The organism is Nocardia wallacei (assembly GCF_029869545.1).
Taxonomy (GTDB): Bacteria; Actinomycetota; Actinomycetes; order Mycobacteriales; family Mycobacteriaceae; genus Nocardia; species Nocardia wallacei_A.
The window spans coordinates 1-12911 of sequence record NZ_JARWQD010000400.1 but is presented as its reverse complement, the minus strand read 5'-3'; the positions used below and the strand labels follow the sequence as shown (position 1 = coordinate 12911).

Genomic DNA, 12911 nt, shown 5'->3' with positions numbered 1-12911 from the left:
CCCCCCGCCCCCCCGCCCCGACTCGCCGATCATCCGCACCCCCCCGCACCCCCGAGCACCCCCACCTCATAACCCCGGGCGTGCTCGACCGGTGTTGCCGGGCGCGCTCGTCTCATGTCGCCGGGCGTGCTCGTCACATTCTCCCGGGCACGCTCAACTCGCGTCCCCGGCCCGCTCCGTCCTTCTCATAGTCCCGGCGCGCTCAGTCTCATAGTCCTGGCGCGCTCCGTCCCTCTCATATTCCCGGCATGCTTTTGGCCGGGATCAGCTCACCGGGGAAGGGGTGCGGCGTTGGGGGGTCGCGGGGCGGGCGTCGTCCGGGGTGGGGACGGCCGGGCGGGGGGAGCGGCTGCGGTCGGGGGCGACCAGGATGGCGGTGATCGGGATCGCCAGCGACAGCGTGCCCATGGCGAACACGGGGACGAACAGCGTGAACAGCACCTCGCCGGAGGGCGGCAGCACGGCCGGGTCCACCTGGATATCGACGCCCGACAGCCCCACGTAGTGCAGCGCGTTGACCGCGATCGCGAACAGCACCCCCACCCCGATGAGCACCGGCAGCGGCCGGAACCGGGCGGTCGCCCACAGCACGCCGAACGAGATCAGCAGCGCGATAGCCGTCGCGCCGACACCGGCCCACGGATTGACCTCGACCGAACCCTGCACCCGGATCGCACCCATGCCGAGAAAATGCATGAGGCCCAGCCCCAGGCCCATCACCGCGACGCCCCCGGCCAGCCGCTTCGGATCCGCCACCCGCCCGCGCACGAGCAGCCCGCCCAGCACCGCCGCCACCGCGATGAACGCCGCGAGCACGATCCGCGCCACGTCATAGTGCATTTCGCCGGTGGGCACGTCGACGCCCAGCATCGTGACGTAGACCGCCAGCCAGGTCCCGACGCCGCCCAGGGAGGCCGCCGCCGCGGTCAGCCACACCAACCGGAAGCGCGCGGTGACCGACAGCATCGACTGCCGCACGCACGCCAGCCCGACCACGCCCCCGGCCAGCGAGACGCCCGCGGCCAGGCCGAGCACCCAGTAGCCCATGGCGAAATAGATCATCCGTTGGTCCTTCCCCGCCGCCCTCAGCCCGGCGCGACGGTCTGCTGTTGCTGTGCGGCGGTGAGGCGCGCGATCGCGTACTCGGTCACCGCGGCCAGCGACCGGCGCACCTCGTCGGCTTCCCGGGCATCGATGTCGACGACCGGCACGTCCTCGCGGATCGACAGCGCCTCGCGCAGCTCGTCGACCGGGAACCGCGGGGCATCGGGAAACCGGTTGACCGCCACCAGGAACGGCAGCGAACGGGCCTCGAAGAAGTCGACGACGGCGAAGCTGTCCTCGATGCGGCGCGTGTCCACCAGCACCACGGCCCCGATGGCGCCGCGGATCAGGTCGTCCCACATGAACCAGAACCGGCGCTGCCCGGGCGTGCCGAACAGGTACAGCGTCAGATTTCCCGGCAGGATGATGCGGCCGAAATCCATGGCGACCGTGGTGGTTTCCTTGCCCGGCGTGGCCGACAGGTCATCGATGCCGTCGGACACCCCGGTCACCATGGCCTCGGTGCGCAGCGGCACGATCTCCGAGACCGCGCCCACGAACGTGGTCTTGCCGGCGCCGAACCCGCCGGCGACCACGATCTTGGTAGACGCGGTGGGGGTATCGAGCCCGGCGGCGGAGAGTGCGGCGCCGGGCACCGGATCAGAGGGCACGGAGTCCACGCAGGGTCCTTTCCATCAGGGATCGGCGCTCGTCGAAGCTCGCATCGTCGCTCAGCGTGGTGTACACGCGCAGCGTCCCGGCGACCACCAGATCGCCGATCACCACGCGGACCATGCCGAGCGGCCGCTGCAGGTGGGCCGCTATCTCGGCGACCGACAGCCGCGCGGCGCCGAGCCGCAGAATATCGGTGCGGACGTCGCCGACGGGCCAGTCGAACTGATTCGCGTAGGGCAGCGTCTCGATCACCGCCTCCATCGGCAGCTCCACCGCGGGCTGGGTACGCCCGGCGGTCAGCGCATAGGGGCGGACGCGTGTGGTGGGCCGGCCGGGCCCGGCCCCGTGGAAGTTGGACATCGCCTTCGCTAGACCGCTCTCGCCGTGGCTTGTACGACCGCGCCGACGCGGTCGACCAGCAGTGCCATTTCGTATCCGATGCGCCCGATGTCGTGTTGCTTGTTGGCTAGCACGGCTAAGTGCGAGCCGTTGCCGACGCTCATCACCAGCAGGTAGCCGCGCTGCATATCCACGACCGACTGCATCACCTTGCCGCCGTTGAACAGTTGCGCCGCGCCCGAGGACAGGCTGGCCAGGCCCGCGGTGACCGCGGCCAGCTGCTCGGCCCGATCCGACGGCAGGTTCGGGCTGGTGGCCTGCAGCAGGCCGTCGGCCGAGACCAGCACCGCGTGCGAGACGCCGGGGACCTCCCGGGTGAAGCGGTCGACCAGCCAGTTCAGGTTTTCGTCCGTGGTCTGCTCGGTGTCGGTCATCTCAAGCCTCCGTCGTCGTTGTGCTGGGCATCGGCTCGTCCGCTGCGGACACCACTCAGATGCCTGGACAAGTTGTTGCGGATCTCCTCCGGGTCGGGGGCACCGGCATCGGTCGCCGGTGCCAGCCCGCCCGGCACCAGCTGCGCTCCCGGCCGGCGGATCGGCAGCCCGCCGGTGGTGCGGGCGTCGGTGGGTGGCCGGACGGCATCGGCGGCCGCGGCCCAGCCCTCGTCGGCGGGGGAGTTCCACATCTCGGCCGGGCTGCTCGACGATGGTTCCACCAGCCACTCCGAGACCATGCGCTGATAGATCGGCGTGGTGGGCCCGGGAGTGGACGACGCGGAATCGCTCTGCCCTGCCGCGGCGGTATCCCGATTCGGCAGTGCGCTTTCCCTGTTCGCGAACGCGGCGGCCCGGCTCGGCAGCGCGGTACTCCGATTCGGCAGCCCGGCATCGCGATCCGGCAGTGCGGTGTCCCGATCGGACAGCGTGGCTTCGCGGTTCGGCAGCGGGGTGTTCCGATTCCCGAGCGTGGCAGCGCGATCCGGCAGCGGGGTGCTCCGATCGGGGAGCGTGGCGTGGCGGTCGGGCAGTGGGGTGCTCTGGTTTTCGAGCGCGGGGGTGCGGTTCGGAAGCGCACTGTGCCGGTTCGGCAGTGCGGCGGTGCCGCTCGCGGGAGTTGTGGTGTCGTCCCACCGTTCCGCCGGGGTGGTGGTGTCGTCCCGTTGTCCAGCCGGGGCTGCGGTGTCGTTCCATTGCTCGGCCGAGGCCGTGGACTTGTCTCGTTGTCCGGCCGATGCCGTTGTGTCGTTCCACCGTTCGGCCGGGGCTGTGGTGTTGTCCCACTGCTCCGCGGGGGTCGAGGTGTCCCGCTGTCCGGCCGATCCCTCGGTGTTTTCCCACTGTCCCGCCGGGGTTGCGGCGTTGTCCCGTTGGTCTGCCGGGGTCGCAGTGTCGTCCCATTGCCGGGCCGGGGTCGCGGCGTTGCCCCATTGTTCTGCCGGGGCCGTGCGGTTGTCCCGTTGTTCTGCGGGGGCCGTGGTGCTGTCCCATTGTTCGGCCGGGGTGGCGGTCTCGTCCCATTCTTCGGCGGCGGACGCGGTGCGCCGGTTGGCGAGATAGTCGTGCTCGGTGCTGATGGCGTTGTGCTCGCCGCTGAGGTAGTCGTGCTCCTCGGACTGCGACGGCGTGGTGCGATCGCCGGTTCCGGACCACATGTTCAGCGTCGGAAGGTGCTGGGTCGGGCCGTCCGGCGATGCGATCGGCGGCCAGGTGCCCGTGGCGTTGTCGTCCTCCGCCTGCCGATCGGCCGCCCCCCGCTGCGGCAGCGCGAAGGGAATGTCGGCGGAGGTGTCGCCGGGCGGGGCGGGCTCGGCCGGGCGCCGCTGCGGCAGTCCCGAACCGGTCGTCCCGAACGCCCCGAAGTCCGCCTGGGCCGACGCGGCACCCGAGGAACGCTGCGGGGCGGTCGGTTCCGTGATCTCCGGGCCCGAGGTCAGCGGTGCGAAGGTCGCCGTGATCGGCTGCGGCCCACCGGCCGCGCCCGGCGTCGGCGACACCAGCGGCCCGGGCAGGTGCACGCTGGCGGTGATCCCGGACTGGTGCGTCACGGCCGAGGTGCGGCGCAGGCTGACGGTGATGGTGTGCCGGGTGGCCAACCGCCCGACGACGAAAAGCCCCATCCGGCGGGCGGTTTCGATGGTGACCTCGCCGCCGGAGGCCAGCCGCTCGTTGATGGTGCGCAGATCCTCCGCGGACATGCCGAGGCCGCGGTCGGTGATCTCGATCAGATAGCCACCGTCCACGGCCCGCGTCACCGAGACGGCCACCGGCGTCGTGGGCGGGGAGTAGCGCAGCGAGTTGTCGATCAGCTCGGCCAGCAGATGTTCGATGTCGACGGCGGGCTCTCCGGCGACGACACCGTCGGGCACCGCCCCGATCTCGACCCGCTGATAGTCCTCCACCTGCGAGACCGCACTCCACAGCATGTCCGACAGCGGGACCGGCGGCAGATGCCCGCGCCGCAGCGCGGTCCCGGCCAGCACCAGCAGGTTGTCGCCGTTGCGGCGCATGCGGGTGGCGAGGTGATCCAGGCGGAACAGGCTCTGCAGTCGTTCGGAGTTGTCCTCGTCGCGCTCGAGGTCCTCGATCAGATTCAGCTGCTGCTCGACCAGCGATTGGCTGCGCCGCGACAGCGTCTCGAACATGCTGCTGATCTGCAGCCGCAGTCGCGCCTGGTCGGCGGCCAGATGCAGGGCCTGGCGGTGCATATCGTCGACGGCGCGGGCCAGCTGGCCGATCTCCTCGGTGGTCTGCACGTCGACCGGGACGATCTCCGGGGTGGCGCCGCCGCCGCGCACCACGGCGAGTTCGGCGGGCAGGTCGGTGTGGGCGACCTGCAACGCGTCGCGCCGCAGGCGCCGCACCGGAATCACCAGCGAGCGGGCCACGGCCAGGGCCAGGGCCAGCCCGGCGAGCAGCGTGACCACCACCAGCGCCACATCGCGCAGCACCTGCCCACGCGCGTCGGTCAGGCGCTCGGCCAGGCTGGTATCGATCAGATCCACCAGGCGATCGGTGGAGTCGGCGTAGATACCGGCGCTGGTCTGCAGCGATTCGGCGACCCCGGGCACGCTGATCGGTTCGGCCGTGCCCTGGCTGAGGGCGTCGACGCGGGTCTGCAGCGCGGCGAGCAGCACATCGGGCTTCTCCGCCGTCTCGGGGTAGACGGCGGCGTACTGATGGATCGTGGCCGACTCGCCACCGGCCGACAGCAGCGCCTGGGCCACGAGTGCCGGATTGTTGCCCAGATCCCCGCTGATGATCCACAGCTGTTCCTGGGTGAACATCTGCCGCGCGATGGCGATGACGCCCATCTGCACGTAATACCGCTCGATGGCGGTTTCCTTCGGGGTGGGCAGCGCGGTGATCGCGGTATCGATATGGGTGGAGACCTCGTCGGCCTGCCTGCCGATCTGGAACGGCGCGGTGCCGTGCCGGCTGTCGCGCAGGGTGCGTCCCGCGGCGAGGGCGTTGGTGATGGCGGTGGTGACGCGCTTGTCGAGCTGTGAAACCTGCAGTGCCGCCTGCAGATCGGCCAGGGCCTGGTCGAAGTGGGCGGCGTCCTGGTCCAGCGCCGGTTGGGCGCTGCGATCCCCGGCACCGCCGCTGGCGGCCGCGGTGACCGCGAGCTGATTGGCGGCCGTGCTGTAGTTCAGCATCGGCCGGATGATCCGGGCCTGTTCGCTGGCCGTGTTCAACTGCGAGATCGTCGACAGCTCGTCCTTGATACGCAGCACACCGAACGCCGAGGCGAGCACGACGGGCAGCAGCAGGACGATGCCGACCTTGCTCGTCACGGACAGGTTGGACAGACTCCTCTGCCACGGCCGCGGTGCATTGCCCATCCCGCTTGTGTCGCCTCCGCTTGCTTTGGCCCTCCGGTCCACTCGGACGGGTACCGACCGCAACACCTGCCACAGCCCGGAAAGCTCCGACTCGAGGCTGGAATTCGTTGCCAGGATGTAGCGGTCTTCGTGGGGCGGATCCCGCGTAGAACCAACTGGAGGTCTTCTTTTACGGCAGGCAACATACCGTGTGGAGTCAGGGACGGCAATTCGGAGATCGCCACTCGTGAAAGGCGATTCTAGCTGCGCACAACATGTTTCGAAGGGTGCCCGGCGGCCGACCGTCGGCCCATCGGTAAAGGGACTGGTCATCGCCCCAGGACCGCCCGGCGTGTCGGATGTTTGCTTCTCAGTCGACTCTCAGTCGTTGCAGTCAGACTGAGAGTCATGCGCATTCTGGTTGTCGATGACGATCGCGCGGTGCGGGAATCGCTGCGTCGGTCGCTCACCTTCAACGGCTACACCGTGGACCTGGCCGTCGACGGGGTCGATGCCCTCGACAAGGTGGGTGCCCAGCGGCCCGACGCCCTCGTGCTCGACGTGATGATGCCGCGGCTGGACGGGCTGGAGGTGTGCCGCCGGCTGCGCAGCACCGGCGACGACCTCCCGATTCTCGTTCTGACCGCGCGGGATTCGGTATCCGAGCGGGTGGCCGGTCTCGACGCCGGGGCCGACGACTACCTGCCCAAACCCTTCGCGCTGGAGGAGCTGCTGGCCCGGCTGCGCGCGCTGCTGCGGCGCACCACCGCCGATCCCGGTATCGACTCCTCGGAGAAGATGACGTTCGCCGATCTGTCGCTGGACCCGGTGACCCGCGAGGTCTCGCGCGGCGAGCGGCCGATCAGCCTCACCCGCACCGAGTTCTCGCTGCTGGAAATGCTGATGGCCAATCCGCGCCGGGTGCTGACCCGCAGCCGCATCCTCGAGGAGGTGTGGGGCTACGACTTCCCGACCTCCGGCAACGCGCTCGAGGTGTACATCGGCTACCTGCGTCGCAAGACCGAGGCCGAGGGGGAGCCCCGGCTGATCCACACCGTGCGCGGCGTCGGCTACGTGCTGCGCGAGACGCCGCCGTAGGAGTGCCGTAATTGTGGGAAGGACAGTTCCGCGTCAGCCGGTCGTCGCCGGTCTGCGGCCGCGGGTCCAGGCGCACGAGATGCGCCCGCCCATGCCGCTGACCCGATCGGTCTCGCTGCGCTGGCGGGTGACCCTGCTGGCCGCCTCGGTCGTGGCGGTCGCGGTCGCGGTGACCTCGATCGCGGCCTACGCCATGGTGGCCCGCGCGCTGTACGCCGACGTCGACAACCAACTGCGGTCGCGCGCCGACATCATGATCAGCGCCGATATCGACCTGCAGGGGTTCCAGGTCATCGTCGGCCTCAGCAGCCTGTACTCCAACGATCTCGGCATCGCGATCATCTATCCGGGGGCGGAGGACCCCTGGCGGCCACCGCAACCGCTGGATCCTCCGGTCGCGGCGGCGGAGTGGGCGGTGGCGAACGGTCGTTCGCATGACTCGTTGCGCACCGTCGGGAACCAGCGGGTTCTTGCGCAACGCACGAAAGCCGGTAGCACCCTGGTGATTTCGCGATCGCTGCAACCGACCAAGGAGATCCTCGATCGGCTCGCGCTGCTGCTGTTCGTCATCGGCGGCTGTGGTGTCGTGCTGGCGGCCGCGGCCGGAACGACGGTGGGCCGCACCGGATTGCGTCCGATCGCCAGGCTGACCTCGGCCACCGAGCGGGTGGCCCGCACCGACGACCTGACCCCCATCCCGGTCACCGGTGACGACGAATTGGCCCGGCTCACCGAGAGCTTCAACACCATGCTGCGTGCCCTCGCGGAATCCCGCGAACGACAACGCCGACTGGTCGCCGACGCCGGGCACGAGCTGCGTACCCCGCTGACATCGCTGCGTACCAACATGGAACTGCTGATCGCCTCGCAGCGTCCGGGGGCCCCGCCGATCCCCGAGAAAGATATGGCCGAGCTGCGTGCCGACGTGATGGCCCAGATCGAGGAATTGTCCACGCTGGTCGGCGATCTGGTGGATTTGGCCCGGGAGGACGCCCCCGAGACCGTCTACGAGCGTGTCGACCTCGGTGAGGTGGCCGAGCGAGCCCTGGAACGCGCGCGACGCCGCCGCACCGGCATCGAATTCGCCGCCGAACTGCGCCCATGGTTCGTCTATGGACACGAGGCGGGATTGGAGCGCGCAATTCTCAATGTGCTCGACAATGCCGCGAAATGGAGTCCGGCCGGGGCGCAGGTGCGCGTCGCAATGCGCGAAACCGGTCCGGGCCTACTGGAATTCACCGTCGACGACGCGGGCCCCGGAATCCCACCCAACGAGCGCGAGCTGGTATTCGAACGCTTCTACCGAACCACCGCCTCGCGCTCGATGCCCGGATCCGGCCTGGGACTCGCCATCGTCAAGCAAGTCGTGACTAAGCACGGCGGAACGATCACAATCGACACGTCCGATCGCGGCGGCGCGCTGATCCGCATCGTGCTGCCGGGTGAGGGCGCCGCATCCGCTCTCACGGAGAACTGATAGCGCGGTCTCAGTCCGCTCTCAGTCCTTGTCACCAAGCTGGTCGACAGACTCGAGGAGAAACGAGAGAAATGACCGAGGATTCGAAGGACAGGCGGGACGAGTCGGCCGAGGCGCCGCCCGGCCCGGGCTCGCACCCCGAAGCACCGGGTCGACAGCCGACCGAGGAGTTCCCGACAGCCGTGCCCGACGAACCACAGCCGAATCAGCCCTATCCCGGTGCGCCGCAGGCAAACCAGCCCTGGGCGCCGCAGCCCGGCCAGCCGCAGCCCGGCCAGCCGCAGCCCGGTCAGCCGCAGCCCGGTGAGGCGCATTCTGGCGAGCCGCAATCTGGTGAGGCGCAGTCCAATCCCTCGGTGCCCCCGCACGGTGCTCCCACATTGCAGTCGCCGTATGCGCAGCCCGGCGGACAGCCGACCGAGCCGGTGACCGCGCAGCATGCGGCCTACCCGTCCGATCCGGGCGCCCACCACACCGCGCCCATTCCGCCCTACCCGCAGGGTTACGGGGCGCCGGGGGAGCCCGGGCAGCCGGTCGCCGGGTACCCGGCCGCGGCGCCGCGTCGCGGTCGCACCGGTCTGGTGGCGGGCGCTGTCGTGCTGGCGTTGGTGAGTGGCGGGATCGGCGGGGCGGTCGGTGCGCTCGTGACCGGTTCGGACGACAACGGCTCGGTCACGACGAACGCGCTCAATGCGCCGCCGCCCAAGGCGGGTCAGCCCGCTGCCAACGCGCCCGCCGGGACCGTCCCCGCGGTGGCGCAGAAGGTGGTGCCCAGCGTTGTGATGATCCGGGTCGCCGGAGCCCGCGCCGAGGGTGAGGGTTCGGGGGTGGTGCTGACCTCCGACGGGACGATCCTCACCAACAACCACGTCGCCAGCGGAGCGGGCCCGAACGCCAAGATCCAGGTGCAGTTCAGCGACGGCAGCGTCGCTCCCGCGACCGTCGTCGGGCTCGACCCGGTCTCGGATCTGGCCGTCATCAAGGCCGAGAAGAACGGCCTGACCCCGATCGAACTGGGGTCCTCGCAGAACCTTCAGGTCGGACAGTCGGTCGTGGCGATCGGCTCCCCGCTCGGGCTCGCGGGCACCGTGACCACCGGCATCGTCTCGGCGCTGAACCGGCCGGTGTCCACCGGCGGTGAGGAGGGTGGCAGCGGGACGAAGGGCTCGGTGATCTCCGCGGTCCAGACCGATGCCCCGATCAACCCGGGCAACTCCGGCGGCGCACTGGTTGACATGAACGGGAACCTGATCGGGATCAACACCGCGATCGCCACGCTGGGTTCCTCGGAACTCACCGGACAGCAGAGCGGGTCGATCGGTCTGGGCTTCGCCATACCGGTCGATCAGGCTCGGCGCGTGGCCGACCAGTTGATCAAGACGGGGCATGCCACCTATGCGCAGCTGGGCGCGACGGTGTCGCGGGCCGAGGATGCGAATGGTGCCCGGATACAGGATGTGGCTCCGGACAGCCCCGCCGCCAAGGCGGGAATCCCGCCCGGCGCACTTGTTACCAGGGTCAACGATCAGGTCATCGACTCCGGTAATGCGTTGGTCGCCACGATCCGCTCGTACCAGCCCGGCGACAAGGTGAAGATCACCTATACCGACGACAGGGGCCAGAACTCGAAGACGGTCGAGGTGACCCTCGCCGCCGCACCCGCGGACGGAGCCCCCCGATGATCGACCGCCCGCGCCCGGTCACCGTGCTGGCCGACCGCCGCCCCGGGCCAGGGGACACTGCGCCGATGTCGGCGGTGGACGCTACGGTGAGCAACATGGAAATCGATGCCGCTGTCGCCGGCCGTGCCCTTGTCGTGGTCGTCGACGACCGAACCGCGCACGGCGGGGTGGATTCGTTGGGGCCGTTGGTGACCGAGCTGCTGTCCGAGGCCGGATTCCTGGTCGATGCCACGGTCTCGGTGGCCATGGACGAGGTCGAGATTCGCAACGCGCTCAACACCGCGGTCATCGGGGGCGTCGATCTGGTGATCTCGGTCGGCGGCACCGGCATGTCCCCGCGCGACGTCACCCCGGAGGCCACCTCCGAGGTGCTCGACCGCGAGCTGCCGGGTATCTGTGAGGCGCTGCGCTCCTCGGGGCTGGCCGCCGGTTCGCTCGATGCCGGACTGTCTCGCGGCCTGGCCGGGGTGTCCGGCAGCACGCTGGTGGTCAACCTGCCCGGTACCCGCGCCGCCGTCCGCGACGGCATGGCCACCCTGGGCCCGCTGGTGTCGCGGGTCATCAACGAACTGTCCGGATTGGAAGAGTGAAGGACACGCCGCGCGAGGAGCACCCGGCCCCGAGTCCGCGCCGTTCCGACGGCCCGGCCCGGGGCCGTTCGCGTTCCGCGGCCGAGGCCGCCCGGCTCGCGCGCATCTTCGGCGAGACCCTCCCGCAAACAACCAGTGACGAGCGCGGACCCGACGGCGAGCGACCGGTCTCCTCGGACGACTGGTTGCGGTCGCAGGTACCCCCTCATCACGGCTGACTCCGTGTATTACGGAGCTATTACGACGGCTCAGATGCGCCATCGCAGCGTAATCCGCTCGAATCCGAGCACTCACAGCATTTATGCGTAAATCGTGATGCGTTGCCCGGTGTAGTGTGATCCAGATCACACCCCCTTTACGGGGCCTTACGTTGTCACGCGCTCGCCGGTGCGTTTAATGTCCAACTTTGGGCTGCTCCACCTGCGGTTCCCAACGGCTTGAGGAAGGCGTGCCGGCGCCGACCTCAGCGGGACATAGCCCGGTCCCGACCGTTGGTTGTCGTTGCCGGAAGTTCGTCGTCGGTTACACGGCGGCAACAAACCAGCGACAAACTGAGCTGGGCCTGAAAGGACCGCTTTTCAGCCTCGATGGTCGAGGCTGACGTAAGAAAACCTGATGAGGGGAAGTATGAGCGAGAACCGCACCATCGGTCTGCGGCGAGGTGCCCGTTTCGCGGGTATCGGCGCGGCCGCAGCCGTGGCCATCGGCCTGTTCTCCACCGGTGCTGCCAACGCCGACACCTTCGTGCCGTTGCCGGACGGCCAGAAGGCGGGTCCCAACGGCGTTGTGATCACCCGCACCGGAGAGCACGCAACCATCTCACCGTCGCTGGCGGCCAACGGCGCCGGGCGCACCGTATGGGTGTCGGGTAACGCCTTCGCCGATGTGCCCAACGCACCGGAAGCGGAGGTCGGCCCGAACAACGGCCCGCTGAATTCGCCGGGAACCAACAACTCGTCCACGCACGGAACGTCGCAGGTCAACACCGGCTACATCGTCGGCTGCCAGGTCAACATCGGTTCCGATGCGATCTCGGCCGGTATCTCCGGCGGGATCAGCATGACCGACGCGAGCATCGGCGGTTCCATCGGCCTGGAGCTCGGACCCGGTGAGGTCAAGTTCGTCCAGATCGACTACAAGGACATCACCAAGCCCGGTCGGTACTCGGTCGAGTACCAGGATGCGGAGATCCAGATCCAGAATTGCGCGGGCTATGCCCAGGCGCGTTCGTACACCGTGGTCGAGGTCGTCGGTAACCACTACTCGAAGACCACCCTCTACGGGCAGCCGTTCTCCATCGGCTGACGCTGTCGATTCCGCCAAACTCATTCCCGCGTAAAGCGATTCACCCTCGAGGGATCACATTATGAACATTCGAAAGTCCGTGGTTCGCGCGGCCGGTATCGGCGCTGTCGCCACCGCCGCCCTGGGCCTGTTCTCCACCGGTGCCGCCAATGCCGACACGTTCGTGCCGCTGCCGGGCGCCGATCTCACCAAGACCCTGTCCGATGGCACCGTGGTGCACGTCTATGTCGACGGCGAGTCGGCGAACATCAACCCGTCGATGGGCTCGACCCCGGTGCACCGCAACGCCTGGGTCTCCGGCACCGCCCACGTCGACATCTCCGGTGACACCACCGCCACCGGTGGCTCGATCTTCCCCGGCTATGTCGTGGGCTGCCAGGTCAACATCGACGGCGGCGGCGTCAACGGCGGGCCCGAGGCCGGCGCCGAGTGGGACAGCGAAGGCAATGTCACCCCGTCCATCAAGGGTTCCGGTGGCGGCGACCTGACCCTCGGACCCGGCCAGGCGCAGTCGTTCTACATCCTCGACCTCGAGCAGGCGGACGACTTCGGCAACGAGTCGCACAAGAAGCGCAACAAGTTCAAGGGCAGCAGCGGCTCGGTGTCCTGGGCCGACTCGACCATCGGCCTGAGTGGCTGCGGTGGCTACGCGCAGGCGCGCTCGTTCGTCAACGTGGAGGTCGAGACCGACAACGTCATCACCTGGGTGACGGTGTGGGGCCAGCCCTTCAGCCTCGGCTGAGCCGGAGCGTCATATCGCGGTGGGGGGGGGGGGGGGGGGGGGGGGGGGGGGGGGGGGGGGGGGGGGGGGGGGGGGGGGGGGGGGGGGGGGGGGGGTGGAGGGGGGGGGGGGGGGGGGGGGGGGTGTGGTAGGGGAGGGG

The 12911-nt window shown here is 69.5% G+C and carries 12 protein-coding genes; 7 read left to right on the top strand and 5 right to left on the bottom strand.

Features of this window, described 5'->3' with window-relative positions:
• Positions 1-264 precede the first annotated feature (264 nt).
• Genes QH290_RS37865 through QH290_RS37845 form a run of 5 tightly spaced genes read right to left on the bottom strand, consistent with a single transcriptional unit; the run spans position 265 to position 5851 of the window.
• Positions 265-1062: an MHYT domain-containing protein gene (locus tag QH290_RS37865; RefSeq protein ID WP_280266505.1), complete on the bottom strand. Its 798-nt coding sequence runs from the start codon at positions 1060-1062 to the stop codon at positions 265-267.
• Positions 1063-1085: 23 nt separating this feature from the next.
• On the bottom strand, positions 1086-1700 hold the full coding sequence (locus QH290_RS37860; protein ID WP_280266506.1) for a GTP-binding protein: 615 nt from the start codon (positions 1698-1700) through the stop codon (positions 1086-1088).
• A gap of 4 nt (positions 1701-1704) precedes the next feature.
• Entirely contained in the window at positions 1705-2079 is a 375-nt protein-coding gene (locus QH290_RS37855) for a DUF742 domain-containing protein (RefSeq protein WP_280266504.1), read from the bottom strand.
• Positions 2080-2087: 8 nt separating this feature from the next.
• Positions 2088-2492 carry a roadblock/LC7 domain-containing protein gene (locus tag QH290_RS37850; protein WP_068014869.1) on the bottom strand — a complete coding sequence of 135 codons (405 nt, stop codon included), beginning with the start codon at positions 2490-2492 and terminating at the stop codon, positions 2088-2090.
• Positions 2489-5851 carry an ATP-binding protein gene (locus tag QH290_RS37845; protein WP_425303708.1) on the bottom strand — a complete coding sequence of 1121 codons (3363 nt, stop codon included), beginning with the start codon at positions 5849-5851 and terminating at the stop codon, positions 2489-2491. Before QH290_RS37845 ends, QH290_RS37850 begins: the two co-directional genes overlap by 4 nt.
• A gap of 435 nt (positions 5852-6286) precedes the next feature.
• On the opposite strand from QH290_RS37845, the gene QH290_RS37840 reads away from it, so the two are divergent.
• The 7 genes from QH290_RS37840 (at position 6287) to QH290_RS37810 (ending at position 12772) form a co-directional block, all read left to right on the top strand.
• On the top strand, positions 6287-6976 hold the full coding sequence (locus QH290_RS37840) for a response regulator transcription factor (RefSeq protein ID WP_280263705.1): 690 nt from the start codon (positions 6287-6289) through the stop codon (positions 6974-6976).
• 79 nt (positions 6977-7055) lie between these two features.
• On the top strand, positions 7056-8453 hold the full coding sequence (locus tag QH290_RS37835) for a HAMP domain-containing sensor histidine kinase (protein WP_280263715.1): 1398 nt from the start codon (positions 7056-7058) through the stop codon (positions 8451-8453).
• Positions 8454-8524: 71 nt separating this feature from the next.
• Positions 8525-10135, top strand: a complete 1611-nt coding sequence (locus QH290_RS37830; protein ID WP_280388206.1) for a S1C family serine protease — start codon at positions 8525-8527, stop codon at positions 10133-10135.
• A gap of 95 nt (positions 10136-10230) precedes the next feature.
• Positions 10231-10725, top strand: a complete 495-nt coding sequence (locus QH290_RS37825; RefSeq protein ID WP_114699514.1) for a MogA/MoaB family molybdenum cofactor biosynthesis protein — start codon at positions 10231-10233, stop codon at positions 10723-10725.
• Positions 10722-10943 carry a hypothetical protein gene (locus QH290_RS37820; RefSeq protein WP_280388204.1) on the top strand — a complete coding sequence of 74 codons (222 nt, stop codon included), beginning with the start codon at positions 10722-10724 and terminating at the stop codon, positions 10941-10943. Before QH290_RS37825 ends, QH290_RS37820 begins: the two co-directional genes overlap by 4 nt.
• A gap of 409 nt (positions 10944-11352) precedes the next feature.
• A complete protein-coding gene (locus QH290_RS37815; protein ID WP_280263699.1) occupies positions 11353-12030 on the top strand; it encodes an MspA family porin in 678 nt (225 codons plus the stop codon).
• A 61-nt stretch (positions 12031-12091) separates the two neighbouring features.
• Complete coding sequence (locus tag QH290_RS37810) at positions 12092-12772, top strand: MspA family porin (RefSeq protein WP_280263697.1); 681 nt, start codon at positions 12092-12094, stop codon at positions 12770-12772.
• Positions 12773-12911 lie beyond the last annotated feature (139 nt).